The organism is Variovorax atrisoli, from assembly GCF_014195185.1.
In the GTDB taxonomy this organism is placed as follows: Bacteria; Pseudomonadota; Gammaproteobacteria; order Burkholderiales; family Burkholderiaceae_C; genus Variovorax; species Variovorax atrisoli.
The window spans coordinates 125,155-150,350 of the sequence record NZ_JACIBG010000005.1 but is presented as its reverse complement, the minus strand read 5'-3'; the positions used below and the strand labels follow the sequence as shown (position 1 = coordinate 150,350).

Here is a 25,196-nt window from a genome sequence, read left to right as displayed (position 1 = left end):
CTCGCTTTTTCGAGGCAACCCCATGTTCGGCATTGCTGACTACGGCGCATTCGTCGCCGCCATCGTCCTCTTTCTCCTGATTCCCGGTCCGGGCAATCTGGCGCTGATCACCTCGACCAGCAAGGGCGGCATCCGTGGGGGCCTCGCCGCGACGGCGGGGGTGATCGTCGGCGACCAGTTCCTTCTCTGGGCAGCGGTGGCCGGCGTGTCGGCCGTCATGGCGGCCTACCCGGCGGCGTTCAAGGCCGTGCAGTGGCTGGGCGCCGCCTACCTCGGCTGGATGGGCATCAAGATGCTGATGGCGAAGCCGGGCTCGGCGCCCATCCTCAATATCAAGCCCAGCCACTTCATGCGCCAGGCCTTCACCATCACGCTGCTGAACCCGAAGGCGATCGTTTTCTACATGGCCTTCTTCCCGCTGTTCGTGGACCCGGCCCGGCATCAGGGCCTGATCACCTTCGGCGCAATGGCCGTGACCATCGCCGCACTGACCTTCCTGTACGGCCTGACCTCGACGCTGCTCACGCATTTCCTGGCCGAGCGCATCCGCGCGAATCCCCGTATTTCCACCACGCTCGAAAAGCTCGCAGGCACCTTCCTGGTCGCCTTCGGCGTCAAGCTTGCAATTTCGCGCTGATCGATCGCTCCCCGGTACTCACATGGCCAAGATTTTCTGCATCGCAAACCAGAAGGGCGGCGTCGGCAAGACCACCACCACCGTCAATCTCGCCGCCGGCCTGGCGAAGGTCGGCCAGCGCGTGCTGATGATCGACCTCGACCCTCAGGGCAACGCCACCATGGGCTCGGGCATCGACAAGCGCGAGCTGGAGCTGACGGTGTACGACGTGCTGCTCGAATCGGCCTCGGTGGCCGAGGCCCGGGTCAAGGCCGACAAGCTGGTGGAGGGCGGCTGCGGCTACGACGTGCTGGGTGCCAACCGCGAACTGGCGGGCGCCGAAGTCGAGATGGTCGCGCTCGACCGCCGCGAGAAGCGCCTACGCACTGCGCTCGCGGCCGTCGGTGCCGAGTACGACTTCATCCTGATCGACTGCCCGCCCAGCCTGAGCCTGCTGACGCTGAACGGCCTGTGCGCCGCCCACGGCGTGATCGTGCCCATGCAGTGTGAGTACTTCGCGCTCGAAGGCCTGACCGACCTGGTCAACACCATCAAGCAGGTTCACGCCAACCTCAACAAGAACCTGCAGATCATCGGCCTGCTGCGCGTGATGTTCGATCCGCGCATCACGCTGCAGCAGCAGGTGAGCGAGCAGCTCAAGTCCCACTTCGGCGACAAGGTGTTCGATACCGTGATCCCGCGCAACGTGCGCCTGGCCGAGGCGCCGAGCTACGGGCTGCCGGGCGTCGTGTTCGATCCGGCCGCCCGCGGCAGTCAGGCCTTCATCGCCTTCGCGCAGGAGCTGGTCGAGAAGATGCCGCCTGCGAGCGCCTTCGCCTCCGGTGCGGTTGCCCCGCCCATCGCGCCGGTCTCGCGCATCACGCCCGACCTGCCCATCCCCGAGGACGTGTTGGCACCCGCCGCTTCGCCGGCCGCCGACTCGACCAGTGAGAACAACGCCTGAGGCTTCTTGCGACCCGCGAGTGAGCTGCTATTAAATTCGTAGCAAATGACAGAGCCACGCATCCTGCTGCTGCCCGGCTGGCAGAACAGCGGTCCCGGCCATTGGCAGACACGCTGGGAATCTCTCCATGGCGACCATCGCGTCGAGCAGCATGAGTGGATGCGTCCGCTGCGCGGCGACTGGTCCGCGCGGCTCGAGGAAGAAGTACTGGCCTCGCCCGGCCAGGTGGTCTTTGCGGCGCACAGCCTCGGCTGCATCCTGGTCGCCGCCTGGGCCGCGCATTCGCGCAACACGCACAAGGTCCGCGGCGCGCTGCTGGTGGCGCCGGGCGACGTCGAGAGCGACAGCCTGCGCCAGCTCATCCCGGGCTGGGCGCCCATCGTGCGCAAGCCCCTGCCGTTCAAGGCGGTGCTGATCGCAGCCAATGACGACCCGTACTGCGAAGCCTCGCGCTCGCGACAGCTCGCCGCCGACTGGGGTGCGCGCTTCGTCGACGCGGGCGCGCGCGGCCACCTGAATGCCGAATCGGGCCTGGGCGACTGGCCCGAGGGCCGGAAACTCCTGAACGAAATCTCGAAAGAAAAGAACTGATGGCGACCAAGAAACCCAAGGGACTGGGCCGCGGCCTCGAGGCGCTGCTGGGACCGGCGGCTGCTCCTTCCGCCGACAGCGGCAACAGCGGCGGCCATGGCGGCGCGGCCGGCTCGGAGGAGGGCGGCGCCCAGCGCAACCCGAGCACGCTGATGCTCGACCAGATGGTCGCCGGCGTCTACCAGCCGCGCACGCGCATGGACGAGGGTGCGCTCTACGAGCTGGCCGAGAGCATCAAGGTGCAGGGCATCATGCAGCCGATCCTGGTGCGGCGGCTCGATCCCGAATCGGCCGCGGCCAAGAACGCCGAGTACGAAATCATCGCGGGCGAACGGCGCTTCCGTGCCGCGAAGCTCGCCGGCCTCGACAGCGTGCCGGTGCTGGTGCGCGACGTGCCGAACGAGGCGGCCGCCGCGATGTCGCTCATCGAGAACATCCAGCGCGAGGACCTCAACCCGCTCGAAGAGGCCCAGGGCCTGCAACGCCTGGTGACCGAGTTTGGGCTCACTCACGAGCAGGCGGCCCAGGCCGTGGGCCGCTCGCGCAGCGCGGCCAGCAACCTGCTGCGCCTGCTGAACCTGGCCGAGCCCGCGCAGCAGATGCTCATGGCCGGAGACATCGACATGGGCCACGCCCGTGCGCTGCTGTCGCTGGACCGCGGCACGCAGATCACGGCCGCCAACCAGATCGCGGCCAAGAAGATGTCGGTGCGCGAGGCCGAGTCGCTGGTGAAGAAGCTCGCGGCCGAGTTCACGCTCACGCCTTCGCGCCGCAGCAACGACGGCGAGAAGTCGCGCGACCTGCTGCGCGTGGAAGAAGAACTGGCCGACCTGCTCACCGCCGAGGTCGAGGTCCGCATCAAGAAGCGCATCAAGCGCGGCGGCCGTGTCGAGGAAAGCGGCGAACTTGCGATCCACTTCGGCTCCATCGAGGCGCTCAACGGATTGATCGAACGCATCCGCCGAACGGCCTAGTGTTGCGAATCGGGGCTCCGGCATTCGTTTGATTGATTCCTGCAATCCTTTGCGCGTATCCTCGACCGCTGGTTTTTCCAACCCCAGTTCTCTGAACAACAGAGGGAGTAGTCCACCATGCAACTCACCAGGTTCCCGCTGGCGGCCATCGCCGCTGGCGCAATTCTTCTCACCGGTTGCGCCGCGACCGACATGCAGATGGGCAGCCAGTCGGCCAAGACCATGGCCACCGGCAGTGCCGCAGGCAGTGCCACCGACAACGCCAGCAGCCAGCTCGAACGCTGCGAGTCGCCGCTCGGCACCGTCTCGCTGATCGAGAACCAGAGCGCGGGCTGGTACACCATCCTCACCGGCGAATACCGCCTGCCTCCCACCGCCAACCTGCTGCGCCTGCTGGTGCAGCAATCGAACTGCTTCATCGTGGTCGAGCGCGGCGCCGCCGGCATGAACGCGATGACGCGCGAACGCGCGCTGCAGCAGTCGGGCGAGATGCGCGGCGGCAGCAACTTCGGCCGCGGCCAGATGGTCGCCTCCGATTACGGCCTGTCGCCCGAGATCGTGTTCAGCAACAGCGATGCCGGCGGCATCGGCGGCGCGCTCGGCGGGCTGGTGGGCGGCGGCCGTGGCCGTGCGCTCGCAGCCATCGGCGGCAACATGCAGACCAAGGAAGCCAGCGCGCTGCTGACGCTGATCGACAACCGCTCGGGCGTGCAGGTCGCGGCCTCCGAAGGCAGCGCCTCCAAGACCGACTTCGGCGCCTTCGGTGCGCTGGCCGGCCGCAGCGCGGGCGGCGGCCTCGGCGGCTACACCAACACGGCGCAGGGCAAGGTCATTGCCGCGGCCTTCATGGACGCCTTCAACCAGATGGTCCGCTCGCTGCGCAACTACAAGGCGCAGACCGTGCGCGGCCAGGGCCTCGGCGGCGGCGGCCGGCTGGGCGTGGATGGCGGCGCCGCACCATCGCAGACCTACGTGCCGGCGGAGAAGGCTCCCCCGACGCGCCGCCGCACCAACTGATCTGCCGGTCACCGCACGGCAAAAAGCCCGGGGCTCTCGCGAGCCGCCGGGCTTTTGTTCGTTGGACGCCTTCGGATCAGAGGCTGAAGATCTTCCCCGGATTCATGATGTTCTTCGGATCGAGCGCCCGCTTGATCGTGCGCATCATGTCGATCGCGCCCGCGCCTGCCTCGTTCACCAGGAACTCCATCTTGTGCAGCCCCACGCCGTGCTCGCCGGTGCAGGTGCCTTCGAGCGCCAGTGCGCGGCTCACCAGCGCATGGTTCAGCTCCTCGGCCTTCACGCGCTCCTCGGGGAGGTTCGGGTCGAGCAGGTAGCCGAAGTGGAAGTTGCCGTCGCCCACGTGGCCGACGAGGAAGTAGGGGATGCCGCTGGCATCGGCCTCGGCCACCGAGTCGAGCAGGCAGTCGGCCAGGCGCGAGATAGGCACGCAGGTGTCGGTGGAGATCACGCGGCAGCCGGGACGCGACTGCACCGCCGCGAAGTAGCTGTTGTGCCGCGCCGTCCACAGGCGCGTGCGTTCTTCCGGCGTGCTGGCCCACTCGAAGGCATTGCCGCCGTGGCCGCTCGCGATTTCCTGCACCGTCTCGGCCTGCTCCTTCACGCCGGCCGGCGAGCCGTGGAACTCCATCAGCAGCATCGGTTCCTCGCGCAGGTTCAGCTTGGCGTAGGCGTTCACCATGCGCACCGTGTTCACGTCGATCAGCTCCACGCGTGCGATCGGCACGCCGAGCTGGATGGTCTCGATGGTGGTGCGCACCGCGGCCTCGATGCTCGGGAAGGAACAGATCGCGGCGGACACCGCCTCGGGCAGCGGGTAGATGCGCAGCGTGATCTCGGTGACCACGCCCAGCGTGCCCTCGCTGCCCACCATGAGGCGCGTGAGGTCGTAGCCGGCCGACGACTTCTTCGCGCGCGTGCCGGTGCGGATGATGTCGCCCGCCGCCGTCACCACCTCGAGCGCCAGCACGTTCTCGCGCATCGTCCCGTAGCGCACCGCGTTCGTGCCGCTCGCGCGCGTGGCCGTCATGCCGCCGATGGAGGCGTCGGCGCCCGGGTCGATGGGGAAGAACAGACCCGTGCTCTTGATCTCTTCGTTGAGCTGCTTGCGCGTGACGCCGGGCTGCACCGTCACCGTCAGGTCGTCGGCATTGACGGACAGCACCTTGTTCATGCGCGACACGTCGATGCTGATGCCGCCCTGCACCGCCAGCAGGTGGCCTTCGAGCGAGGAGCCCACGCCGAAGGGGATGACCGGCACGCTGTGCTCGCTCGCGAGCTTCACCGCGTCTGCAACATCCTGCGTGCTCTCGGCGAACACCACCGCGGAGGGCGGCGGCGCGTCAAAGGAAGACTCGTCGCGGCCGTGCTGCGTGCGCACCGCCATCGCCGTGGAGCAGTTGGCGCCGAAGCGCGCCTTCAGCGCCTCGATCAGGCTCTCGGGCACTTCGCGCAGATGAAGCTCCGGCAGCAGGTGCGAGGTTTGGGTCGGGGCATTCATCGGGCGTCTCCTGGCGGGTGAGGGGGATCGGCCATTCTACGGAGCGAGCACCATAATGCGCTTCGGAAAAACATGAACCCCACCACACTCAACGCCCTTGCGGCCTTTCCCTCGCAGCTGGAGGCCCACTACGCGGCCATTCCCTTCGCCTTCAGGCACTGGGCGCCGCCGTCGTGGGAAGGCGTGCCCAGCGAGGCCTTCACCGCCATCGAGCAGCTCTGCCACGTGCGCGACATCGAGATCGAGGGCTACCACGTGCGCTTGCGCCGCACGCTGACCGAAGCCCACCCGACGCTCGCCTCCATCGACAGCGAACCGCTGGCCATCGAGCGCAACTACGGCGCGGCCGATGCGGCCCAGGTGCTGGCCGATTTCCGCATGGCGCGCGCGCAGACGATGGAGATCATCTCCGGCCTGAACGATGCGCAGCTCGCGCGCACCGCCGTGTTCGAGGGCTACGGCCCGCTCACGATGCGCAGTCTCATCCACTACCTCTGCAGCCACGACCAGCAGCACCTCGCCGGGCTGCAATGGCTGGCGGGCAAGATCGACGCATCGACCGTCGCGCAATAAGTAGAAGCAGGAGCGCCCATGGGCAACCGACTTTCCCAGATCGCCACCCGCACCGGCGACGACGGCACCACCGGCCTCGGCGACAACACGCGCGTGTCGAAGGACAACCTGCGCGTGCACGCGATGGGCGACGTGGACGAACTCAATTCGCACATCGGCGTGTTGCTGTGCGAGCCCATGCCGGAGCTCGTCCGCGAGCTGCTGGTCGACGTGCAGCACCAGCTCTTCAACCTCGGTGGAGAGCTGTCGATGCCGGGCTTCACGCTGCTGAAGCCCGAGGCCCTGCTGCAGCTGGACAACGCACTGGCCGAGCACAACGCCGCGCTGCCGCGCCTGGCCGAATTCATCCTGCCCGCAGGCACGCGCGCGGCCTCGCTCGCGCATGTGTGCCGCACCGTTGCGCGCAGGGCCGAGCGCGCCGTGGTGGCGCTGGGCGCCGCCGAGCAGCTCAACGACGCGCTGCGGCAATACCTCAACCGGCTCAGCGACCTGCTCTTCGTGCTCGCGCGCGTGCTCAACCGCGTGGACGGCGGCGATGACGTCTACTGGAAGAGCGAGCGCATGGCCCGCGCTGCCGCTGTGGCAGCGGAAGAAACAGACACCAAGGAGGCTCCATGAAACTTTCCGTCCCTCTCCACGCGTCGCTTGCTGTGGCGATGTTCGCCATGCTGTGCCTGCCTGGTCTCGCGCAGGCCCAGAGCGCCGACAACCCGCCGAAGGCGCAGCGCGCACACACGCTCAAGTCGCCCTCGCGCGGTGGCAAGGTGGTGGGCAGCGTGCAGCGCGGCACCAATGCCGCTGGCCGCAGCATCGACCGCGCCGACTCTGCCACGCGACGCGGCGTCAACAACGTGTCGGAAAAGGCCAGCCGGCCCGTGCGCAGGGTGGGCGAAGCCTTCGGGCGCAAGCTCTCGCCGGGATCGAGCGGACGTGCTGCACCGCCGTCCGTGGGCCCGCAAGGCAGCGCGCCCTGATATCGAACGCCGCTGTTCGGGGCGCGATCACGCCGACGGTGTGATCGATGTACGCAGCGCTCGTGCGGCCGGCATAAGCAGAGCGCTTGTGTGCGAATGGCACCGGGTACTCCCCGCAGCGAAATAAAGGAGTAGCCGAAGGCGGGGGACATTCGCGGAGGGGAGTACCCGATGTCATTCGCACGCATCCCGGAACATCTCTCCAAGGATCACATGGCACGAAATGTAGAGATCAAGGCCCGCATCGACAGCATCGAACGTGTCGCAGCCATCGCCGCGACACTGGCCGACAAGGGCCCTGTCGAGATCGCGCAGGACGACACCTTCTTCCGCTGCACCGACAGCTCGGATCGCCTCAAGCTGCGAACCTTCGCACCCGACCGCGCGGAGCTGATCTTCTACCGCCGCGCGGACAGCACCGGCCCGAAGGAATCGTTCTACCTGATCACGCCCTGCGCCACGCCCGACGTGCTGCGCGAATCGCTCACGCTCGCGTGGGGGCAGGCGGGCCGCGTGCGCAAGCAGCGCCGGCTGTTCCTCGCGGGCCGCACGCGCATCCACCTCGATCGCGTGGAAGGGCTCGGCGAGTTCCTCGAGCTCGAAGTGGTGCTGGCGGAGGGCGAGCCGGCCGAAGCCGGCATCGCCGAGGCGCATGCGCTCATGGCGCGGCTCGGCGTGGGTGCCGACCAGCTGGTGCAGGGCGCCTACGTCGACCTGCTCAACGCCAGCCGGCGGACCTGAACTGCTCCGCCAGGAGCTGCGCGACCTTCTCGTAGCCCCGCGCGTTCGCATGGATGCGGTCGGACCGCAGCGACGAGTCGGAGAGCACGCTCGAGTACACGTTCGCGACAAGCAGCGCCTGCTGCGACTTCGCCACCTCCTCGTAGAACGGCGCATCGCTGAGCGAGCCCACCGCTGCGCGCATCGCGTCGGGCGCGGGTGTCGCCAGCACGGCCACGTAGGGCGTGTGCGCGCGCGCCTGGGTGACGAGTTCCACGAGGTTGTCGCGCGTGGACGCGGCCGACACGCTGCGCAGCATGTCGTTGCCGCCGATGCCGATCAGGATCGCGTCGTAGCTCGCGCCGCTCAGCAGCCCGGGCAGGCGCTGCAGCGCGCCTGCGGAGGTGTCGCCGTTGACGCCTGCGTTCTCCACCTGCCAGCCCGTGAGCTCGCCCAGCTTCATGGGCCATGAGGCCTCGGGCGGCGCGCCGTAGCCGAAGGTGAGGCTGTCGCCCAGGGCCAGCACGTGCGCACCGGGCTTCAGTGCCGCGGCCGATGGCTTGCGCCTGCCGCAGGCTGCCAAGAGGCCCGCGGCAGGCAGGCCCGCCAGCAGATGGAGGAGGTGTCGTCGCTTCATGTGGCGCGCAGCTTAATCGCAGCGCGATGGCCGGCGAGGGCTTGTCCCTTTGCTCGGAAAGCGCATAAGCCTCTCCGTTTTTGTTCGTTCCACGGCGTGGAGCGCGGGCGAAGAATGACTGGCTCCCTGCACCTCTCACTCCATCACCGGACCGGAACGACACCATGCCGCTGCTCTTGAACCGCCACCGTTTCCTGCGTCATGTGGCCGCACTCTCCGTGGCCCTGCTGGCTGCGCCTTTCGCCGCGCTGGCAGCGCCTGCCACCGGCGAGCCGGTGTGGTTCGGCGTGAGCGGGCCCGTCACCGGGCAGAACGCGCAGTACGGCGCGCAGTGGAAGGCCGGCTTCGACCTCGCGCTGGAGCACATCAACGCGCAGGGCGGCATCCACGGCCGTCCGCTGGCCTACAACTTCGAGGACAGCCAGAGCGACCCGCGCCAGTCGGTGGCCATCGCGCAGAAGCTGGTGAACGACAAGCGCGTGCTCATCGAGCTCGGCGACTTCTCCAGCCCGGCCTCGATGGCCGCATCGCCGATCTACCAGCGTGCGGGCCTCGTGCAGCTGGGCTTCACCAACTCGCACCCCGACTTCACCAAGGGCGGCGACTACATCTGGAGCCCTTCCATCAGCCAGGCCGACGCGCAGCCCCTGCTGGCCGAGCTCGCGGTGAAGACGCTGGGCTTCAAGCGCCTCGCCGTGCTGTATCTCAACACCGACTGGGGCCGCACCAGCAAGGACGTGCTCGTGAAGGCCGCCCAGGAGCGCGGCGCGCAGGTCGCCATCGCCGAGGGCTACCAGCCCGACGAGAAGGACTTCCGCTCGACCCTGGTGCGCGTGCGCGATGCCAACCCCGACGGGCTGGTGCTCATCTCCTACTACCCCGACGGCGCGCTCATCGCAGGCCAGGTGCGCAGCGTGGGGCTGAAGCAGCCCATCGCCGCGGTGGGCTCGGTGTATTCGCCGAAGTTCATCGAGCTCGGGGGCGCGGCGGTGAACGGCATCTACACCAACACCGCCTTCTATCCCGACGAGCCGCGCGCCGAGGTGCAGGACTTCGTGAAGAGCTTCCGCGCGAAGTACGGCAAGGAGCCCGACGCCTTCAACGCCTACGCCTACGACGCGGTGGTGTACGCAGCCGCCGCGTTGCGCCAGGCCGGCCCCAGCGCCGACCGCAAGGCGGTGCGCGATGCGTTCTACAAGATCAAGGACGTGCCCAGCGTGATCTTCGGCAAGGCCAGCTTCGATCCGCAGACGCGGCGGATCATCGGCGTGAAGAGCGTCAACCTCGTCGTCAAGGACGGCAAGTGGGCGCAGCTGGACGAGAAGGCGGCGGTGGCCGCTTCCAAGTGAGCCGTCTTCCGCGTTGTTCCCTCTCCCGCCTGCGGGAGAGGTCCAGGGTGAGGGCAGGGGCCTTCGCAAATCAGCAGTCCCTCGCATCGGCCGCTGCACCCTCAGCCCAACCCTCTCCCGCACGCGGGAGAGGGAGCAAAGCCGGCATGCCATGAGCTTCACTTCCTTCTTCGACTACACCGTCAACGGCCTGATCATCGGCAACATCTATGCGCTGCTGGCGGTGGGGCTCGCGCTGATCTTCGGCGTCTCGCATCTCATCAACTTCGCGCATGGATCGGTGTACACGGTGGGCGCGTACATCGGCTGGGCGTCGATCACCTGGCTGCACACGCCTCTGCCCGTGACCATCGCGCTGGTGGTGATCGGCTCGGGTGCGCTGGGCATGCTGATCGAGCGCGTGGGCCTGCGGCCGCTGCAGGGCTCCGCGCGCATCGCGCCGCTGCTGGCCACCATCGGCATCAGCTTCGTGCTCGACATCCTGGTGCAGCTGGTGTTCAGCCCCGACCCGCGCTCGCTGCCCACGCAGCTGCCCGACTGGCGGCTGCAGATCGGCACCGGCACCATCGGCGCGCTCGACATCCTCATCGCCGGCATCGGCCTCGCGAGCGCGGCCGTGCTCTTCGGCTTCCTGCGTTTCACGAAGCTGGGCTGGGCCGTGCGCGCCACCGCACAGGACCGCGATGCCGCGCAGCAGATGGGCGTGGACGTCGATCGCGTGAACCAGACCGTGTTCGCCATCGCCGCCGCACTGGGCGGTCTCTCGGGCCTGCTGGTGGGCATGTACTACAACAACATCAGTCCCGCGATGAGCTTCCAGGCCACGCTCAAGGGAGTAGTGGCCACCGTGGTCGGCGGCGTGGGCAACGTGCCGGGCGCCATCGCCGGCAGCCTGCTGCTGGGGCTGATCGAGAGCTATGGCGTGGCGATCCTCGGCACGCCGTACCGCAACCTCTTCGCCTTCGCGCTGCTGCTCGTGATCCTGCTGTGGAAGCCCAACGGGCTGTTCGGGCGCAAGCGCGCATTGCCGCCCGAGCCGCTCACTGGCACCTTCATCGCGCCGAGCAAGCCGTGGCACGTGCCGCGCAGCCTGCTGCTCGCGCTGTTCGCAGCGGCGGTGGCGCTGCCTCTGTTCGACCCCTCGCCTTACCTGCTGCAGACGCTCACCAACGCATGGCTCTACGGCGCGCTCGCGCTGAGCCTCACGCTGGTGGCGGGCACCATCGGGCAGATCTCGCTGGGCCACGCGGGGCTGCTGGCCATCGGGGCCTATGCGTCGTCGCTGCTGGTGCTCGATCTTCGCCTGCCGGTGGGCACGGGCATCGTGCTCGCGGGGCTTCTCACGTCGCTGATCGGCACCGCGCTGATCTTCCCGGCCTTCAGGCTGCGCGGCCACTACGTGTCGATCGCCACGCTGGGCATCGGCGAGATCGTGGCGCTCACCATCCTCAACTGGGAAAGCCTCACGCACGGGCCCATCGGCGTGTCGGGCATTCCGCCGCTGTCGCTGTTCGGGCGCGACGCGTCCTCGAACGAGGCGCTCTACTGGGCTTCGTTCGGCGCGATGGTGCTGCTATCGCTGCTGCAGTGGCGCCTTCTGCGCTCGCACCTGGGCCGCACCTTCCGCGCGGTGCGCGAGGACGAGGTGGCCGCGCGCGCCTACGGCGTGAGCCCCGACCGCTACAAGGCGCTGGCCTTCGGCTTCGGCGGCTTCGCGGCCGGCGTGAGCGGCGCCTTCACCGCGCACATGTACTCGTACATCAACCATGAGACCTTCGGCTCGCAGATCTCGATCCTCGCGCTGACGATGGTGATCCTCGGCGGGCTCGGGAACATCAGCGGCGCGCTGCTGGGCGCCGTCGCACTCGTGAGCCTGCCGGAGCTGTTCCGCGTGACGGCGGAGTACCGGATGCTGATCTACGGGGTGGCGCTGCTGCTGTTGATCCGGTTCCGGCCGCAGGGGTTGTTGGGCACGGTATGAGTTTCACCCCCAGGCTTCGCGCACTCCTTGTCGCTTCGCCAACCCCCGTCCGGGGGCGACACCTGCGGCTCGGCCGAGCCTGCTCCGCGGTGTCCCCCGAAGGATCGATCCCGAACCCGATGTCCGTTGTGCATCCATCACCGAGAGATAGAAGACCATGAGCCACCTCAACGAATACCTCGCCGAGAAGCGCGCCGCGGTGCTGGCGCGCAACGCCGCCGTCGAAGCGGGCGCTGCGAAGCCCGTGCAGCTGAAGGCCAACGTGCGCGCCGAAGGCCGCAGCGGCGTGCGCAGGCTGCGCATCCGCGAGCACCAGGTCATCAGCGACAGCCCGCCGGATTTCGCGGGCTACGACCTCGGGCCCAGTTCCCCCGAGCTGCAGCTGGGCGTGCTGGGCACCTGCGTCACGCACATCTTCCTGATCCAGGCGGCCGAGCGGCAGGTTCCGCTAGAGAGCCTCGAGGTGGAGGTCACGGGCATCATCGATCCGCGCGGCGGCAAGCCGGGGCATGAGAAGACGCCCATCTGGCCGCACGAGATCGGCTACACGGTGCACATCGACTCGCCCGCGAGCCGCGAGGAGATCGACGCGCTGTTCGAGGCGGTGGAGCGCAACTGCCCCATCCTCAACCTGCTGCGCAATCCGCAGACCATCCGCGCGGAGGTGAAGCTGGTCGACTCGAAGGCCGAGGCTGCCAACGCGTCGCGGAAAGAGGACGATGCCGTCTCTGCTTGAGATACGCGGCCTCGTGCGCCGCTTCGGCGGGCTCACGGCCGTCAACGCGGTCGACCTGCATGTGGGCGAGGGCGAGCTGCTGAGCGTGATCGGGCCGAACGGTGCGGGCAAGACCACGCTGTTCAACCTCGTCACCGGCCTCGACCGGCCCGACGAAGGGCAGGTGCTGTTCGACGGGAGCGACATCACCGGTCTGCCTGCGCAGCAGTTAGCGCAGCGCGGGCTTGCGCGCACCTTCCAGCATGGGCGCGTGTTCGCCAATCTCTCGGTGCTCGACAACGTGCTGGTCGGCGCCCACACACGGCTGCGCGCCGTGAAACCCCGCCTGGGCGGCGTGCCCGGGCTGGGCGCCATCGCCGAGCTGGCGCTCGCGCTGGTGCAGCCCGGCGCGGTGCGCCGCGAGGAAGAGGCGCTGCGCGAGGAGGCCCGAGAGATCATCGCGCTCTTCGGCCAGCGCCTCGCGCCGCGCATCGACCACCCGGCCTACAGCCTCTCGTACGCCAACCGCCGCCGCGTGGAGATCGCCCGCGCGCTCGCGCTGAAGCCGCGCCTGCTGCTGCTGGACGAGCCCACTGCCGGCATGAACGAGAGCGAGACGGCCGAGATGCTGGAGATCATTCGCGGCCTGAAGGCGCGCGGCCAGGCGATCCTGCTGATCGAGCACAAGCTCGACCTGGTGATGCAGCTGTCGGACCGCGTGGCCGTGCTCGACGACGGCCGCAAGATCGCCGAAGGGCTGCCCGGCGAGGTGCGCCACGACCCGGCGGTGATCGAGGCGTATCTCGGCCATCGCCAGGTGGGTTCGGCGGATGTGCCGCGCGAAGAGAAAGAGGCGGTGCCCGCATGATCGCCACCGTCGCCCGCACCGGCCTCGCTCCCGCGCCCCTCTGGGGAGAGGACAGGGAAGAGGGGGGGCTGCCCGAGCGCAGCACTGCGCCTGCCTCCGATGAACGGCAGCCACAACAGCAGCAGCAGCCGCTGCTGCAGCTGCGCAAGATCAACAGCTTCTACGGTCCCGTGCAGGCGCACTTCGATCTCGACATCGAGGTGCGCAGGGGCCAGATCGTCAGCCTGCTCGGCGGCAACGCCAGCGGCAAGTCGACCACGATGAAGATCGTGCTCGGGCTGCTCAAGCCGCGTTCGGGCGAGGTGCTCTTCAACGGCGAATCGACGCTCGGGCTGAGCACGCCGCAGATCGTGCGCAGGGGCATCGGCTCGGTGCCCGAGGCGCGCCGCCTGTTTCCCGCGATGACGGTGCGCGAGAACCTGCTGATGGGCGCCTATGCGCGCAGCGACCGCAAGGCCGTGGCCGAAGACCTCGAGCGCATGCTGGAGCTGTTTCCGCGCGTGGCCGAGCGCATCGAGTTCCAGGCCGGCACGCTCTCGGGCGGCGAGCAGCAGATGGTGGCGATGGCGCGCGCGCTCATGGGCCGGCCGCAGCTCATCTGCATGGACGAGCCGACCATGGGCCTGTCGCCGCTTTACGTCGACAAGGTACTGGAGCTCATCGCGCGCATCAACGCGCAGGGCGTGTCGGTGTTCATGGTCGAGCAGAACGCGAGCCTCGCGCTGCAGATCGCGCACCACGGCTACGTGCTGCAGACGGGGCGCATCGTGCTGTCGGGCCCGGCGCGCGAGCTGCTGGCCGATGCGCGCATCCGCGACGCCTATCTTGGCGGCGATGGCGCGGCGCGCACTGCATCCTGAACTCGGAACATTCACGGAGAACGCATTCATGGCACTCAGGCTCGACCACATCGTCATCGCGGTCCACGACCTCGAACGCACCATCGCCGACTACGGCGCGCTCGGATTCCATGTGCTGCGCGGCGGCGACCATCCGGGCCGCGCCACGCACAACGCGCTGGTGGTGTTCGCCGACGGCAGCTACCTCGAACTGATCGCATGGCGCGAGCCCTCGCCCGGCGAGCGCTGGTGGCAGCTGCTGCACAAGCATGGAGAGGGCATCGTCGACTTCGCATTGCTGCCGCGCGACACCGCCGCCACCGTGGACGACGCGAAGGCGCGGGGGCTCGTGCTCGAAGGCCCGCTCGACGGTGGCCGCGTGCGGCCGGATGGCGAACGCCTGCGCTGGCAGACGGCACGCCCGCTTTCTGCAGACCTGCCCTTCCTGTGCGGCGACCTCACGCCGCGCGCCTTGCGCGTGCCCGAAGGCGACGTGCGCGTGCATGCCAACGGCGTGCTGGGCGTCGCGAGCCTGGCGGTGGCTGTCGCCGACCTCGACGCGACGCTGGCGCGCTACCGCGCCCTGCTCGGCAGCAGCATCGCCGACGATGCCGACACCCACGTCGGCGAGCCCGTGGCGGTGCCCGGCAGCAACGTGCGCATGGCCGTCATCGCACTGGGACGCAGCGTGCTCGTGCTCTCCTCGCCCAGAGAGAACGGTGGCGGAAGGCTCGGCCAGCGCCTCGCGGCGCGCGGCGAAGGCCCCTATGCGCTCGTGCTGCACACCGACAGGCCGCAGTCCACCGGCAGCTTCGACCTGGCAAAGGCGCACGGGGCATTGATCGAGCTCGACCTGCCGCCGGTGGACCGCGATCCGAGGAACGGCAGCGGCTCGCGCGTGCACCAGGCCCACAACACGGTCGGCGGCTGAGTCCTCGCTCCGCCAGCCAGGGCCGCATGCCGGCCCCTCGGCCGCCGCGTCTCGCTTTCTAGTGCGAGGCGAGATGGGCCTTGCGCAACTCGGCCCGCATCTTCTTCTGCAGGGCGGCGCCGCCTTTTTCGAGGGCCACCGAAGGCGCTGCGCTCTCCTTGGTCACAGGCCGGTACTTGCGGCCCCAGATGCCGATCTGCGTGACCACCGGCAGCAGGTCGATGCCCGTCGGCGTGAGGCTGTAGACGGCCTTCTGCTTGTGGCTGGGGTCATCGGCCTTCGAGAGCACGCCGTACTCGACCAGCTTGTTCAGCCGCTCCGCGAGGATGTTGGAGGAGATGCCTTCCTCCGACTGCAGGAACTCGCGGAAGTGGCGCTTGTCCGCGAACATCATGTCGCGAACGATCAGCAGGCTCCACCGGTCGCCGAAGACTTCGAGCGCGAGGTTGATAGGGCACGCCGACTTTTCGCTGGAGGCCATGGTTCTTCCGATCTCTTTCAAAAACTGCTTGCATTTTGATATCGGTTGATCAACACTGCAACCGCTTGCATTTGGCAAGCAGTATTTCGTATCTCGCCGAGAGCAGCGCCAGCTTGCCGGCAACGAAACCAAAGGAGTGCGCATGACCAGAAAGCTCATTCTCCAAATGCAGATGTCGGTCGACGGCTACGTGTCGCCGGCCGATGGCAACCTCGACTGGCAGCTATGGGGCTGGGGCGATCGCTGGGGCTGGGACGACAAGCTGAAGCGCGACTTCAATGCCGTCTTCGAAGGCATCGACACCATCCTGCTGAGCCGGCTCGTCGCACAGGAGGGCTACCTCGACCACTGGGGACGTGCCGCCAAGAGATTTCCCGCGAATCCGCACTACGCCTTCGCGCAGAAGATCGTCGACGCGCGCAAGGTCGTGCTCACCGACAAGCTCGAGTCTTCGCGATGGGAGCGCACCGTCATCGCGCGGGGCGGCATGACGGACGAGGTGAACGCGCTGAAGCGCGAGACGGGCAAGGACATCATCACCATCGGTGGCGTGGGCTTCGCGTCGGCGCTGGTGGCGGCCGGCCTGGTCGACGAGTTCCAGTTCTTCGTGAACCCCACGGCCGTGGGCGCGGGGCGCTCTGTGTTCCACGACACGCACAAGGGCCACAGGCTGAGGCTGCTGGGCTCGACGGCCTACGAGAGCGGCATGGTGGTCAACCGCTATGCCCCGGCGGCATGAAGGACAAGGCGCCGCGCTGATACCAGCGCTTACCTGATTTCACCTGACCGCGACCTGAACGGTCCGAAGCGGACACATGCGCGGCACACAATGAACTCGTCATCAACGCATGAAGGAGTTCCGATGAAAACCAACTCGAAGATCATGGCCGTGGGAGCCGCGGCACTCGCGATGTGCATGGCCGCGGGAAGCGCCTTTGCGCAGGACCGCCGCTTCGACAACCATGGCCGCCCCGGCGACGGCCGCTACGAGCAGCGCGACCGCAATTTCGATCGCCGCGGCCCGCACGGCGACCACTACCGCGGCAACCAGGACTTCCGCGATGGCCGCCAGTTCGACCGCCGCGGCTTCCCGCAGCCGCATGCCGACTGGCGTCGCGGCGGCCGCGTGCCGCCGGAATACCGCGGCCGCAACTATGTGGTGCAGGACTGGCGCGCCTACAGGCTGCAGCAGCCGCCCCGCGGCTATCAGTGGGTGGGCGTGGGCGGCGACTTCGTGCTCGCGGCCATCGCCACGGGCGTGATCGCGAACATCATCGCCGGCCAGTAAAGGCAACCGGCAAGCGCCACCAAGCCGCCGCAGGACACTGCGGCGGCTTTTTCATTCGGGGCAACGATGACCCTCAGGCCAGGGCAGTGGGTATCGACTGGGCGCAGACGTTGCGGCCCGTGATGGTCAGGCGCAGGCCGCCGCCGTGCCACTCGAGCCAGTTGAGGCTCACGTAGGCGTCGATGTCGGCATCGTCGATGCGATCGGCCTGCCGGTTCTGCAGCAGCTCCACCGTGGCGGGGAGGCTCCGTCTCAGGCGTTCTCGCCGCTCCGCTGCATCGGCCGCCCTCTGGGAGGCCCTTGTTTGCTGTTGCTGCTGCTGCTGCGAGGTCGACGATGCCATTGCTGATCCATTTCCAGGAAGCCAAGGAATTAACCCGAATGTACGCCGCCTGTGTGAAGCTTCAGACTTCTTTTTTAACCACTCTGTCGTCCCCGGTACACACCCCCTTGCAGCTTCTGGACAAAGCCTAGATTTCGTAGTGGGAGGCCTTTTCCTGGTCTCCCAGAGCCCCTTCGACGACAGCGCGCGTCAGCGTGGGGGCGAAGGATTCGATGAAGGCATAGACGTATTTGCGCAGGTAGGTGCCCCTGCGCACGGCCAGCTTGGTGAGGTTGATGCCGAACAGCCGCCCCGCGTCGATCGCACGCAGCTGCGTGTCGCGCTCGGCCTCGTAGGCCACGCCGGCCACGATGCCGATGCCCAGGCCCAGCTGCACGTAGGTCTTGATCACGTCGGCATCCATCGCGGCGAGCACGATGTTGGGCTGCACCCCGCGCTGCTCGAAGGCCTCGTCGATGCGCGAGCGGCCGGTGAAGCCCGTGTCGTAGGTGATCAGCGGGTAGCGCGCGAGCGCCTCCAGCGTGAGCGGCGCGTCGAGCAGCGGGTGCTCCGGCGGCACGATCACCGAGTGCGTCCAGCGGTAGCAGGGCAGGGCCACCAGCTGCGGATAGTCGCCCAGCGCCTCGGTCGCGATGCCCACGTCGGCCTCGCCGTCGAGCAGCATCTGCGCGATCTGCTTGGGCGAGCCCTGGTGCAGGTGCAGCTTCACGTTCGGGAACTGCGCCCGGAATTCCTGCACCGCCACGGGCATCGCGTAGCGCGCCTGCGAGTGCGTGGCCGCCACCGAGAGCAGGCCGCTTTGCTGCGCGACGAACTCCTGGCCCGCGTGCTTGAGGTTGCTGCTTTCCATCAGCATGCGCTCGATGATCGGCAGCACGTGCCCGCCGGGCTCGGTGAGCCCCGTGAGGCGCTTGCCGGCACGCACGAAGAGTTCGATGCCGAGCTCTTCCTCGAGCTCGCGGATCTGCCGGCTCACGCCGGGCTGGGAGGTGTGAAGCGTATGGGCGACCTCGGTCAGGTTGAAGCCGCAACGAACGGCCTCGCGTACCGAGCGCAGTTGTTGGAAGTTCATCTGGCGCGGAGGAGTCATCGAAGCCCCGGATGGGGCCGACCGGCGATTCTCGGCAGAAGCGCTTATTCGGGGAACGATGCGTTTGTTGGTTTCACATGAGCAAAACATCTTTGAGCCGCTCCTGCGGAGTCCGTGACCCCGTCGCTTGCAATTTCGCACGAACGTGCTAAAGTTCGCCGCATGGACGCCAAGACCCAGAAAAGCGAACTCACCCGCGCCGCCATCGTCGGCGCGGCGATGAACCTCGCGCTGGCCGAAGGCCTGGAGGCCATCACGCTGCAGGCCGTGGCCAGCAGGCTGGGCCTGTCCAAGAGCGGCGTGTTCTCGCGCGTGGGCTCGCGCGAGGCGCTGCAGAAGGCCGTCATCGAGGAGTACGGCCGCGGCTTCCTGGCCGACGTGTTCGTGCCCGCCATGCAGAAGCCCAAGGGTCTGGCCCGGCTCAACGAGATCGTGGCGCGGTGGATCGCCCGCATGCGCGACGTCGAGATGCACACCGGCTGCCTCTACACCGCCGGTGCCTTCGAGTTCGACGACCGCGAAGGCGAGCTGCGCGAGATGCTGCTGGGCGAGATCACCCGCTGGCGCGCCGCGCTGCGCCGCACCGTGCTGCAGGCCATCGAGACCGGCGAGCTCAGGGCCGACACCGACCCGGCCCAGCTCGTGAGCGAGATCAACGGCCTGACCATGACCCAGCTGCACGACGCGCGCTTCCTGCGCGACCCGCAGGCCGCCGACCGCGCCACGCAGACCTGGCAGCGGCTCCTGTCCAGCTACCTCGCCTGAGCGAGCCCCCTTCACGAAGCAGGCGGATTTCCCGCGCATCGATTTGCCAAGATTTCGCACAGTCGTGCGATAAAAAGGAGAAGCACCATGCTGATCATCGCTCTCTTCCTCGCCGCGTACGCGGCCGTCCTCGGCCTCAGGGGCCTCCGCGACACCCTGCGCAGCCTGCCCGCGAGCAACAACGACTGGGTCTGGTACTGAACACCCGCAAGGAACACCTGTCCATGACCAGCACTTCTTCCTCCGCCGGCCACGCCGCGCAGTCGAACTACTACCGTCCCAGCCGCACCATGCGCGCACTGCGCTTCGGGCTCACAGCCTCGCAGCGCCTGTGGCCCGCGCTGGCGGTGCGAGCCGCCTACCGCGTCTTCGGCACGCCGCTGCCGCCCAAGTGGCTCTATCGCGGCCAGGGCCCCGGTGCCGAGTGGGGGCGCGAGAGCTGGGCCTTCGAGGACGCGGGCGTGGGCATCTACCACCTCGCCGCGCAGGACTCGGGTGCCGAATCGGCGCCTGTGGTGCTGCTGGTGCACGGCTGGGGCGGGCATGCGGGCCAGATGCTACCGCTCGCGCAGGCGGTGGCGGCCGCGGGTCTGCGGCCGGTGCTGCTCGAACTGCCGGCGCATGGCCGCAGCGCCGGGGTGATGAGCAACTCGCCGCAGTTCGCACGCGCCATCGCGTATGTTGCGGCGCGGCTCGCGGCGGACGGCCATGCGCTGCGCGCCGCTGTCGCACACTCGCTGGGTGCCAACGGGCTTGCGCTGGCCGCTGCGCGCGGTCTGCCGGCCGAACGCATCGTGCTGCTCGCGCCGCCGGCTTCGCCGCGCGACTACACGCGCTATTTCGCGCACACCTTCGGCCTCAGCGAAGCCACGCGGCTGGCGATGCAGCGGCTGTTCGAATCGCGCGAAGGCGTGCTGATGCAGCAGCTCGAGCCGGCGGCGGTGGGGCCGCGCATCGCGCAGCCGACGCTGATCGTGCATGACCGCGACGACCGCGTGAACCGCTTCGCAGACGCGGAGGCCTACCGCGACGCGATCGCCGGAGCACGCCTCGTCGCCACGCAGGGCTGGGGGCATCGCCGCATCCTCAAGGAAGCCGAGGTGCTGGAGCAGGTGGCGCGCTTCGTGACGGCGGACTGACGCCGTCCGCGATCAAGTCTCTACCAGTTGGGATGGACCGGGGTGAACACCGGCTTGAACAGGTGCCTGCGGAAGTACACCGGGATCTCGTACCACGGCATGGTCGGCGCACGGTGATGCACGTGGTGCAGGTTGTTGAAGAGGTACAGCAGCCCGAACACGAGGTTCGATTCCACGATGGCCACGCGCTCGTGCGGCGTGTCGGCCCAGCGGTGCTCGGTGAAGGTGCGCAGTGAGCCCAGCATCATTCCGGGATAGACGAAGTACAGAAGGTACTCGCCGAAGCCCATGCCGCAGACCTCGACCACGTAGTACAGCACCGGCGCCACGCTCAACGCGTGCCAGAACCACGTCGGCAGCCGCGAGAAGTCGCCCGCGAGCACGCGCCCGGCCTCGAAGCGCACCAGCTTCCACAGCCGCAGGAACGGCCCCAGCACCACGCGGAACGCGATCGTCTGGTTGGCCATGTAGATCCATCGCCACACGAGCCCATAGCTCTGCCATGCCGGCGCGGAGTGGTAGGCGCTCTCGTTGTCGCGCTCCGGATGCGTGAGATGGAAATTGACGTGGTGCGAGCTGTGGCCGCGGTTGTAGAAGGGGTACGGCAGCCAGAGGTTCAGCGGCGGCCACACCACCGCGTGGCGCAGCCACTTCGGCAGGTGGCGCATCGCATGGATGCTCTCGTGCTGCAGCGAGAAATGCAGCTGAGCGAGAAAGCCGCCCACGATGAACAGCGCCCAGCCGGGAAGCAGCGCGTGCCACCACACCAGCGCACCCCATGCGGCGTAGAGCAGGGCGGCCAGCAGAAGCGTGGGCACCTCGTAGTGCCACCACCAGTGGCGGCGCGCAGGTGCATTGCGGTGGAGGGGCAGGGCAGTCGATGTCATGGCGATGGACCGGACTGCGATGCTAGGTAGCAAGCGGACGCTTGCATGCGCGCTTTTCGCATAAGCATCGGCGCGAAACTTAGTTCGGCAGGCGCGGGGCGAGGGCTACGCTCCACGGCTTTGCTGCGCGCCCGCAGGGTGCGCCTTTACGGCAGCCGCGTGCCGGCCCTTTCGCTTCGCCCCATGAAGAAACTCCTCACCCGCATCGCGCTGGCGCTGCTCGCCGCGCTGTCCGTCGACGTGCAGATCCAGGCCGCCACGCTGGACGACTATCCGGCCAGGACCATCCGCCTCGTCGTGCCCTATCCGGCCGGCGGCATCGCCGACAAGATCGCCCGAGAGGTCGCCGAGCAGCTCCAGCAGCGGCTCAGGCAGGCGGTGGCGGTCGAGAACCGCAGCGGCGCCGCAGGCAACATCGGCTTCGAGTACGTCGCGCGGCAGCCGGCCGACGGCTACACGCTGCTGCTCGCGCCGGCGTCCAACCTCACGGTGCAGCCCGCGCTGTTCAGGCAACTGAGCTACGACCTCTCGCGCGACTTCACGCCCGTGTCGCTGCTCGTGCAGACGCCGCAGGTGCTGCTGGTGAATCCGAAGCTGCCGGTGGCCAGCCCGCGCGAGCTGATCGACTATTCGAAGAAGAACCCCGGCAAGGTCAACTACGGCATCAGCGTGGGCGCGTACTCCCACCTCGCGGGCGAGCTGCTGAAGACGCAGACCGGCGCCGACTTCACCGCCATTCCCTACCAGGGCAGCGCCCCGGCCCTCAACGACCTGCTTGCGGGGCAGACGCAGTTCATCTTCAACGAGGTGGTCACCGCCATCCCCTTCGTGAAGGCCGGCACGCTCAAGCCGCTGGCCGTGGCCTACCGCACGCGCGCACCCTGGCTGCCCGATGTGCCCACCACTGCAGAAGCCGGCCTGCCCGATTTCGAGGTCACCTCGTGGTACGGCGTGGTGGTGCGCAGCGGCACGCCCGCGCCGCTGGTGCAGCGCCTGTCGCGCGAGCTGCGCGACATCGTGCAGACGGCCGAGTTCAGGAAGCGCTACGACGACATCGGCGCCTTCACCGTGGGCAGCTCGCCCGAAGACTTCGCGCGCTTCATCCAGTCGGAGACCGTCAAGTGGACCGCGGTGGTGAAGCAGGCCGGCATCCAGCCCAATTGATGAGCGACGGGCCCCGGAGAATGCGCGCATGAGCACGCCCCCGAAGAACACCGTCGCGCCGGCCGAACTGTGGGCCCTGCTGCTGGCGGAGCCCGCGGCCGAGCTGGCCCTGCTCGACGTGCGCGAGACGCGCTGGTTCGTGCAGCGACACCTGAACCTCGCGCGCAACGCGCCCATCAGCGGGCTCGAGCTGCAGGTCGGCGCGCTGGTGCCGCGCCGTTCCACGCCGGTGGTGCTCTACGACGACGATGACGCGCCCGGCGGCGCCGCGCAGGCGGCATCGGCCGTGCTCGCGCGCCTGGGCTACGGCGATGTGCGAACGCTCGACGGCGGCTTGCTGCGCTGGGTGAGCGAGGGCCTGCCCGCCATCGATGGCTACGGCACGCTGGTGAAGGCCTTCGGCGACCGCGCACGGCTGCACTACGGCACGCCGGGCCTGCCCGTGGAGGCGCTGCGCGCCCGCCTGCGTGAGGGCCGCCCGACCACGCTGGTCGATGCGCGGCCCTGCGCGGAGTTCGAATTCCTCTCGCTGCCCGGCGCACGCAACCATCCGGGCACCGAGCTGGCGCTGCGCCGCTTCGAGCCGCCCGAGGCCGGCGGACCGGACCACCTGTGGGCCATCAACTGCTTCAGCCGCACGCGCGGCATCGTCGGCGCGACCACGCTGCGGCTGCTGGGCCGCGCGAGCGAAGCGGTGTTCGTCGAGGACGGCGTCATGGACTGGGGCCTGCACGGCGCGCCCACCGTGCAGAACGCGGCGCCCGACGACGAGCTGCCGCCCGAATCCCCGCAGGTGCTGCGCGGCCTCGCCGACGAGCTGCTCGCGCGCTTCGCGCTGCCCGTGGCCGACGCGACCCGGCTCGCCGCCTGGCGCGACGATCGCGGGCGCACCCTCTACCTCTTCGACGTGCGGCCCGAACCCGATCCGGCCTTCGCGGGCACCGGCCTGCGCCAGGTGCCGGGCGGCCAGCTCCTGATGCACTTCGAGAACCTCGTGGGCACGCGAGGCGCACGCATCGTGCTGGTCGACGATCCGGCCCATCGCCTGCGTGCGGCCATCACCGCCTTCTGGCTCACGCAGCTGGGCCAGGCCGAGGTCTACGTGTACGACGGCGAGTTCACCCCGCAGCAGGCCCCGCCGGACCCCTCGGCCGCCATCGACGGCGCACCGCCGCCGCTGGATGCCGAAACTCTCGCGCAATTGCACAGCGACGGCGCCGTCACCGTGATCGACGTGGGCCCCAGCCTCGACTACGAGCGCGGCCACCTGCAGGGCGCGCTCTACATGCTGCCGGCCTCGCTCGCGCCGCTGGCTCCGCACGCCGTGGCCGGCGGCAAGCTGGTCTTCACCTCGCCCGACGGCACGGCGGCCGCCCGCGTGGCGCGCGATGCGCGGAGGCGGTGGCCGGATTCGGGTGCGGAGTTCAGCTGGCTCCGGGGCGGAACGCAGGGCTGGAGGGCTTCGGGCAGGCCGCTGACCGCGGCTCACGCGCCGGCCCAGCTGCTTACCCCCTTCGACGACGACTGGGGCTCGGTGATGCGCGTCTTCGGTCCGCGCCGCGATGCGGCCTGGGCCGACTACCTCGCTTGGGAGCGCGCACTGTCGCAACGGGTCCTGCAGGACCCGTCCGTGCGCTTCAGGTTCTTCGCGCTCAGCGCGCCGGCGTCGGAGCCGGGTCGGGCAACTCGATCTTGATGTCGAGCACTTCGAGGTTGTCCTGGGTCTCCAGGTTGACCTTGATGTCGTCCGCGTTGATCGACACGTACTTGGAAATCACCGCCACCAGCTCGCGCTGGAGTTCGGGCAGGTAGTCGGGCCGCTTCTTGCCGCTGAGGCTCGAGCGCTCGTGGGCGAGGATGATCTGCAGCCGCTCTTTCGCGACGCTGGCAGTCTTCTTCTTTTCGCCCAGCAGGAACGAGAGGAAGGACATGGGCTACTTGCTCCCGAAGATTCGCTTGAAGAAGCCCGGCTTCTCCGCCTCGACGAAGCGCATCGGCCGTTCCTCGCCGAGGAAGCGGGCCACCACGTCGGTGTAGGCCTGCGCCACGTCGGTCTCCTTGTCGTGGATCGCCGGCACGCCCTGGTTGGAGGCGTGCAGCACGCTCTCCGACTCGGGGATCACGCCGATCAGCTTGATGCGCAGGATGTCCTGGATGTCCTCCAGCGACAGCATCTGGCCGCCCGCCACCCGGTTCGGGTTGTAGCGGGTGATCAGCAGGTGCTCCTTGATCGGCTCGCCGCCTTCCTTGGCGCGCTTGGTCTTGCTGCTGAGCATGCCCAGGATGCGGTCGGAGTCGCGCACCGAGGAGACCTCGGGGTTGGTCACCACCAGCGCCTCGTCGGCGAAGTGCATGGCCATCATCGCGCCGGTCTCGATGCCCGCGGGCGAGTCGCAGACGATGTATTCGAAGTCCATCGCGGCGAGGTCGGCCAGCACCTTCTCGACGCCTTCCTGCGTGAGCGCTTCCTTGTCGCGCGTCTGCGAGGCGGCCAGCACGAACAGGTTGTCGCACTGCTTGTCCTTGATGAGCGCCTGGCTCAGGTTGGCCTCGCCCTGGATGACGTTGATCAGGTCGTACACCACGCGGCGTTCGCAGCCCATGATCAGGTCGAGGTTGCGCAGGCCCACGTCGAAGTCGATCACAGCCGTCTTCTTGCCCGCGAGCGCGAGGCCCGACGCGAAGCTGGCGCTCGTCGTCGTCTTGCCGACGCCGCCCTTGCCCGAAGTCACCACCACAATTTTGGCCATGGCCATTCCTTCTTGTTTCGATTCAGTTGTTGCTTGTCA

29 protein-coding genes are annotated in these 25,196 nt (G+C 68.5%); 21 read left to right on the top strand and 8 right to left on the bottom strand.

The annotated features are described in order from the left end of the window. Positions 1 to 22 precede the first annotated feature (22 nt). The 5 genes from FHY06_RS18515 to FHY06_RS18495 all read left to right on the top strand — a co-directional run bounded on the left by FHY06_RS18515 (position 23) and on the right by FHY06_RS18495 (position 4,162). Positions 23 to 637 carry a LysE family transporter gene (locus FHY06_RS18515; protein WP_126183556.1) on the top strand — a complete coding sequence of 205 codons (615 nt, stop codon included), beginning with the start codon at positions 23 to 25 and terminating at the stop codon, positions 635 to 637. A 22-nt stretch (positions 638 to 659) separates the two neighbouring features. Next, positions 660 to 1,580 carry a ParA family protein gene (locus FHY06_RS18510; RefSeq protein WP_019653606.1) on the top strand — a complete coding sequence of 307 codons (921 nt, stop codon included), beginning with the start codon at positions 660 to 662 and terminating at the stop codon, positions 1,578 to 1,580. A gap of 45 nt (positions 1,581 to 1,625) precedes the next feature. Then, complete coding sequence (locus FHY06_RS18505; RefSeq protein ID WP_184605987.1) at positions 1,626 to 2,171, top strand: RBBP9/YdeN family alpha/beta hydrolase; 546 nt, start codon at positions 1,626 to 1,628, stop codon at positions 2,169 to 2,171. Next, a complete protein-coding gene (locus FHY06_RS18500) occupies positions 2,171 to 3,145 on the top strand; it encodes a ParB/RepB/Spo0J family partition protein (protein ID WP_184605986.1) in 975 nt (324 codons plus the stop codon). The genes FHY06_RS18505 and FHY06_RS18500 overlap by 1 nt, the downstream gene beginning before the upstream one ends. A 117-nt stretch (positions 3,146 to 3,262) precedes the next feature. Continuing rightward, positions 3,263 to 4,162 carry a CsgG/HfaB family protein gene (locus FHY06_RS18495; RefSeq protein WP_184605985.1) on the top strand — a complete coding sequence of 300 codons (900 nt, stop codon included), beginning with the start codon at positions 3,263 to 3,265 and terminating at the stop codon, positions 4,160 to 4,162. A 76-nt stretch (positions 4,163 to 4,238) separates the two neighbouring features. Here the strand turns inward: FHY06_RS18495 and FHY06_RS18490 are convergent, their stop codons facing one another. Then, positions 4,239 to 5,663 carry an FAD-binding oxidoreductase gene (locus tag FHY06_RS18490; protein ID WP_019653602.1) on the bottom strand — a complete coding sequence of 475 codons (1,425 nt, stop codon included), beginning with the start codon at positions 5,661 to 5,663 and terminating at the stop codon, positions 4,239 to 4,241. 72 nt (positions 5,664 to 5,735) lie between these two features. On the opposite strand from FHY06_RS18490, the gene FHY06_RS18485 reads away from it, so the two are divergent. The 4 genes from FHY06_RS18485 to FHY06_RS18470 all read left to right on the top strand — a co-directional run bounded on the left by FHY06_RS18485 (position 5,736) and on the right by FHY06_RS18470 (position 7,951). Then, complete coding sequence (locus FHY06_RS18485; RefSeq protein WP_126183553.1) at positions 5,736 to 6,236, top strand: DinB family protein; 501 nt, start codon at positions 5,736 to 5,738, stop codon at positions 6,234 to 6,236. Between the two features lie 18 nt (positions 6,237 to 6,254). Then, the gene (locus FHY06_RS18480; RefSeq protein WP_184605984.1) at positions 6,255 to 6,854 is read left to right on the top strand and encodes a cob(I)yrinic acid a,c-diamide adenosyltransferase; all 600 of its coding nucleotides are present in this window, start codon (positions 6,255 to 6,257) and stop codon (positions 6,852 to 6,854) included. Beyond that, positions 6,851 to 7,210, top strand: coding sequence for a hypothetical protein (locus FHY06_RS18475; RefSeq protein ID WP_221404307.1), 360 nt, complete (start codon positions 6,851 to 6,853; stop codon positions 7,208 to 7,210). Before FHY06_RS18480 ends, FHY06_RS18475 begins: the two co-directional genes overlap by 4 nt. 213 nt (positions 7,211 to 7,423) lie before the next feature. Continuing rightward, positions 7,424 to 7,951, top strand: a complete 528-nt coding sequence (locus FHY06_RS18470) for a class IV adenylate cyclase (RefSeq protein ID WP_184605983.1) — start codon at positions 7,424 to 7,426, stop codon at positions 7,949 to 7,951. Here FHY06_RS18470 and FHY06_RS18465 read toward each other — a convergent pair. Continuing rightward, positions 7,929 to 8,567 carry a GDSL-type esterase/lipase family protein gene (locus tag FHY06_RS18465; protein WP_184605982.1) on the bottom strand — a complete coding sequence of 213 codons (639 nt, stop codon included), beginning with the start codon at positions 8,565 to 8,567 and terminating at the stop codon, positions 7,929 to 7,931. The genes FHY06_RS18470 and FHY06_RS18465 overlap by 23 nt on opposite strands. A gap of 164 nt (positions 8,568 to 8,731) precedes the next feature. Between FHY06_RS18465 and FHY06_RS18460 the strand changes: the two genes are divergently transcribed. From FHY06_RS18460 to FHY06_RS18435, 6 genes are all read left to right on the top strand, one after another. Continuing rightward, a complete protein-coding gene (locus FHY06_RS18460) occupies positions 8,732 to 9,916 on the top strand; it encodes an ABC transporter substrate-binding protein (protein ID WP_019653596.1) in 1,185 nt (394 codons plus the stop codon). A 151-nt stretch (positions 9,917 to 10,067) separates the two neighbouring features. Then, positions 10,068 to 11,897 (top strand): ABC transporter permease, encoded by a 1,830-nt coding sequence (locus FHY06_RS18455; protein ID WP_126183549.1) that lies wholly within the window; start codon positions 10,068 to 10,070, stop codon positions 11,895 to 11,897. Positions 11,898 to 12,054: 157 nt separating this feature from the next. Beyond that, entirely contained in the window at positions 12,055 to 12,633 is a 579-nt protein-coding gene (locus tag FHY06_RS18450; RefSeq protein ID WP_184605981.1) for an OsmC family protein, read from the top strand. Continuing rightward, a complete protein-coding gene (locus FHY06_RS18445; RefSeq protein ID WP_184605980.1) occupies positions 12,617 to 13,480 on the top strand; it encodes an ABC transporter ATP-binding protein in 864 nt (287 codons plus the stop codon). The genes FHY06_RS18450 and FHY06_RS18445 overlap by 17 nt, the downstream gene beginning before the upstream one ends. After that, positions 13,477 to 14,340: an ABC transporter ATP-binding protein gene (locus FHY06_RS18440; RefSeq protein WP_260310513.1), complete on the top strand. Its 864-nt coding sequence runs from the start codon at positions 13,477 to 13,479 to the stop codon at positions 14,338 to 14,340. Before FHY06_RS18445 ends, FHY06_RS18440 begins: the two co-directional genes overlap by 4 nt. A 28-nt stretch (positions 14,341 to 14,368) precedes the next feature. Then, positions 14,369 to 15,250 (top strand): VOC family protein, encoded by an 882-nt coding sequence (locus tag FHY06_RS18435; RefSeq protein ID WP_080647828.1) that lies wholly within the window; start codon positions 14,369 to 14,371, stop codon positions 15,248 to 15,250. 58 nt (positions 15,251 to 15,308) lie between these two features. On the opposite strand, the gene FHY06_RS18430 is transcribed toward FHY06_RS18435, so the two are convergent. After that, a complete protein-coding gene (locus tag FHY06_RS18430) occupies positions 15,309 to 15,731 on the bottom strand; it encodes a winged helix-turn-helix transcriptional regulator (protein WP_184605979.1) in 423 nt (140 codons plus the stop codon). A 142-nt stretch (positions 15,732 to 15,873) separates the two neighbouring features. On the opposite strand from FHY06_RS18430, the gene FHY06_RS18425 reads away from it, so the two are divergent. Together FHY06_RS18425 and FHY06_RS18420 are read left to right on the top strand one after the other, a co-directional pair. Further along, positions 15,874 to 16,470: a dihydrofolate reductase family protein gene (locus tag FHY06_RS18425; RefSeq protein ID WP_184605978.1), complete on the top strand. Its 597-nt coding sequence runs from the start codon at positions 15,874 to 15,876 to the stop codon at positions 16,468 to 16,470. Between the two features lie 123 nt (positions 16,471 to 16,593). Further along, entirely contained in the window at positions 16,594 to 17,019 is a 426-nt protein-coding gene (locus FHY06_RS18420; RefSeq protein WP_019653588.1) for an RcnB family protein, read from the top strand. A gap of 73 nt (positions 17,020 to 17,092) precedes the next feature. On the opposite strand, the gene FHY06_RS18415 is transcribed toward FHY06_RS18420, so the two are convergent. Together FHY06_RS18415 and FHY06_RS18410 are read right to left on the bottom strand one after the other, a co-directional pair. Then, positions 17,093 to 17,362, bottom strand: coding sequence for a hypothetical protein (locus FHY06_RS18415; protein ID WP_132755713.1), 270 nt, complete (start codon positions 17,360 to 17,362; stop codon positions 17,093 to 17,095). A 127-nt stretch (positions 17,363 to 17,489) separates the two neighbouring features. Continuing rightward, on the bottom strand, positions 17,490 to 18,434 hold the full coding sequence (locus tag FHY06_RS18410; protein WP_019653586.1) for a CysB family HTH-type transcriptional regulator: 945 nt from the start codon (positions 18,432 to 18,434) through the stop codon (positions 17,490 to 17,492). Between the two features lie 180 nt (positions 18,435 to 18,614). Between FHY06_RS18410 and FHY06_RS18405 the strand changes: the two genes are divergently transcribed. Next, positions 18,615 to 19,217: a TetR/AcrR family transcriptional regulator gene (locus FHY06_RS18405; RefSeq protein ID WP_019653585.1), complete on the top strand. Its 603-nt coding sequence runs from the start codon at positions 18,615 to 18,617 to the stop codon at positions 19,215 to 19,217. 224 nt (positions 19,218 to 19,441) lie between these two features. After that, positions 19,442 to 20,356 carry an alpha/beta fold hydrolase gene (locus FHY06_RS18400; RefSeq protein ID WP_184605977.1) on the top strand — a complete coding sequence of 305 codons (915 nt, stop codon included), beginning with the start codon at positions 19,442 to 19,444 and terminating at the stop codon, positions 20,354 to 20,356. A gap of 20 nt (positions 20,357 to 20,376) precedes the next feature. On the opposite strand, the gene FHY06_RS18395 is transcribed toward FHY06_RS18400, so the two are convergent. After that, on the bottom strand, positions 20,377 to 21,243 hold the full coding sequence (locus FHY06_RS18395) for a fatty acid desaturase (RefSeq protein WP_184605976.1): 867 nt from the start codon (positions 21,241 to 21,243) through the stop codon (positions 20,377 to 20,379). Positions 21,244 to 21,426: 183 nt separating this feature from the next. Here FHY06_RS18395 and FHY06_RS18390 point away from each other — a divergent pair, with 183 nt between their 5' ends. Both FHY06_RS18390 and FHY06_RS18385 read left to right on the top strand, forming a co-directional pair. Next, positions 21,427 to 22,407, top strand: a complete 981-nt coding sequence (locus FHY06_RS18390; RefSeq protein ID WP_145759434.1) for a Bug family tripartite tricarboxylate transporter substrate binding protein — start codon at positions 21,427 to 21,429, stop codon at positions 22,405 to 22,407. A 28-nt stretch (positions 22,408 to 22,435) separates the two neighbouring features. After that, positions 22,436 to 24,103, top strand: coding sequence for a rhodanese-like domain-containing protein (locus FHY06_RS18385; RefSeq protein WP_145759433.1), 1,668 nt, complete (start codon positions 22,436 to 22,438; stop codon positions 24,101 to 24,103). Here FHY06_RS18385 and minE read toward each other — a convergent pair. Together minE and minD are read right to left on the bottom strand one after the other, a co-directional pair. After that, positions 24,060 to 24,338, bottom strand: a complete 279-nt coding sequence (gene minE, locus FHY06_RS18380; RefSeq protein ID WP_019653579.1) for a cell division topological specificity factor MinE — start codon at positions 24,336 to 24,338, stop codon at positions 24,060 to 24,062. The two genes, FHY06_RS18385 and minE, sit on opposite strands and share 44 nt — an antisense overlap. 3 nt (positions 24,339 to 24,341) lie before the next feature. Continuing rightward, on the bottom strand, positions 24,342 to 25,157 hold the full coding sequence (minD, locus tag FHY06_RS18375; RefSeq protein ID WP_020723003.1) for a septum site-determining protein MinD: 816 nt from the start codon (positions 25,155 to 25,157) through the stop codon (positions 24,342 to 24,344). Positions 25,158 to 25,196 lie beyond the last annotated feature (39 nt).

What these genes read in the sequence shown, in the direction of transcription:
- FHY06_RS18515 (WP_126183556.1), top strand. Translation starts at nt 23, where the DNA reads ATGTTCGGCATTGCTGACTACGGCGCATTCGTCGCCGCCATCGTCCTC.
- FHY06_RS18510 (WP_019653606.1), top strand. Translation starts at nt 660, where the DNA reads ATGGCCAAGATTTTCTGCATCGCAAACCAGAAGGGCGGCGTCGGCAAG.
- FHY06_RS18505 (WP_184605987.1), top strand. Translation starts at nt 1,626, where the DNA reads ATGACAGAGCCACGCATCCTGCTGCTGCCCGGCTGGCAGAACAGCGGT.
- FHY06_RS18500 (WP_184605986.1), top strand. Translation starts at nt 2,171, where the DNA reads ATGGCGACCAAGAAACCCAAGGGACTGGGCCGCGGCCTCGAGGCGCTG.
- FHY06_RS18495 (WP_184605985.1), top strand. Translation starts at nt 3,263, where the DNA reads ATGCAACTCACCAGGTTCCCGCTGGCGGCCATCGCCGCTGGCGCAATT.
- FHY06_RS18490 (WP_019653602.1), bottom strand. Translation starts at nt 5,663, where the DNA reads ATGAATGCCCCGACCCAAACCTCGCACCTGCTGCCGGAGCTTCATCTG.
- FHY06_RS18485 (WP_126183553.1), top strand. Translation starts at nt 5,736, where the DNA reads ATGAACCCCACCACACTCAACGCCCTTGCGGCCTTTCCCTCGCAGCTG.
- FHY06_RS18480 (WP_184605984.1), top strand. Translation starts at nt 6,255, where the DNA reads ATGGGCAACCGACTTTCCCAGATCGCCACCCGCACCGGCGACGACGGC.
- FHY06_RS18475 (WP_221404307.1), top strand. Translation starts at nt 6,851, where the DNA reads ATGAAACTTTCCGTCCCTCTCCACGCGTCGCTTGCTGTGGCGATGTTC.
- FHY06_RS18470 (WP_184605983.1), top strand. Translation starts at nt 7,424, where the DNA reads ATGGCACGAAATGTAGAGATCAAGGCCCGCATCGACAGCATCGAACGT.
- FHY06_RS18465 (WP_184605982.1), bottom strand. Translation starts at nt 8,567, where the DNA reads ATGAAGCGACGACACCTCCTCCATCTGCTGGCGGGCCTGCCTGCCGCG.
- FHY06_RS18460 (WP_019653596.1), top strand. Translation starts at nt 8,732, where the DNA reads ATGCCGCTGCTCTTGAACCGCCACCGTTTCCTGCGTCATGTGGCCGCA.
- FHY06_RS18455 (WP_126183549.1), top strand. Translation starts at nt 10,068, where the DNA reads ATGAGCTTCACTTCCTTCTTCGACTACACCGTCAACGGCCTGATCATC.
- FHY06_RS18450 (WP_184605981.1), top strand. Translation starts at nt 12,055, where the DNA reads ATGAGCCACCTCAACGAATACCTCGCCGAGAAGCGCGCCGCGGTGCTG.
- FHY06_RS18445 (WP_184605980.1), top strand. Translation starts at nt 12,617, where the DNA reads ATGCCGTCTCTGCTTGAGATACGCGGCCTCGTGCGCCGCTTCGGCGGG.
- FHY06_RS18440 (WP_260310513.1), top strand. Translation starts at nt 13,477, where the DNA reads ATGATCGCCACCGTCGCCCGCACCGGCCTCGCTCCCGCGCCCCTCTGG.
- FHY06_RS18435 (WP_080647828.1), top strand. Translation starts at nt 14,369, where the DNA reads ATGGCACTCAGGCTCGACCACATCGTCATCGCGGTCCACGACCTCGAA.
- FHY06_RS18430 (WP_184605979.1), bottom strand. Translation starts at nt 15,731, where the DNA reads ATGGCCTCCAGCGAAAAGTCGGCGTGCCCTATCAACCTCGCGCTCGAA.
- FHY06_RS18425 (WP_184605978.1), top strand. Translation starts at nt 15,874, where the DNA reads ATGACCAGAAAGCTCATTCTCCAAATGCAGATGTCGGTCGACGGCTAC.
- FHY06_RS18420 (WP_019653588.1), top strand. Translation starts at nt 16,594, where the DNA reads ATGAAAACCAACTCGAAGATCATGGCCGTGGGAGCCGCGGCACTCGCG.
- FHY06_RS18415 (WP_132755713.1), bottom strand. Translation starts at nt 17,362, where the DNA reads ATGGCATCGTCGACCTCGCAGCAGCAGCAGCAACAGCAAACAAGGGCC.
- FHY06_RS18410 (WP_019653586.1), bottom strand. Translation starts at nt 18,434, where the DNA reads ATGAACTTCCAACAACTGCGCTCGGTACGCGAGGCCGTTCGTTGCGGC.
- FHY06_RS18405 (WP_019653585.1), top strand. Translation starts at nt 18,615, where the DNA reads ATGGACGCCAAGACCCAGAAAAGCGAACTCACCCGCGCCGCCATCGTC.
- FHY06_RS18400 (WP_184605977.1), top strand. Translation starts at nt 19,442, where the DNA reads ATGACCAGCACTTCTTCCTCCGCCGGCCACGCCGCGCAGTCGAACTAC.
- FHY06_RS18395 (WP_184605976.1), bottom strand. Translation starts at nt 21,243, where the DNA reads ATGACATCGACTGCCCTGCCCCTCCACCGCAATGCACCTGCGCGCCGC.
- FHY06_RS18390 (WP_145759434.1), top strand. Translation starts at nt 21,427, where the DNA reads ATGAAGAAACTCCTCACCCGCATCGCGCTGGCGCTGCTCGCCGCGCTG.
- FHY06_RS18385 (WP_145759433.1), top strand. Translation starts at nt 22,436, where the DNA reads ATGAGCACGCCCCCGAAGAACACCGTCGCGCCGGCCGAACTGTGGGCC.
- minE (WP_019653579.1), bottom strand. Translation starts at nt 24,338, where the DNA reads ATGTCCTTCCTCTCGTTCCTGCTGGGCGAAAAGAAGAAGACTGCCAGC.
- minD (WP_020723003.1), bottom strand. Translation starts at nt 25,157, where the DNA reads ATGGCCAAAATTGTGGTGGTGACTTCGGGCAAGGGCGGCGTCGGCAAG.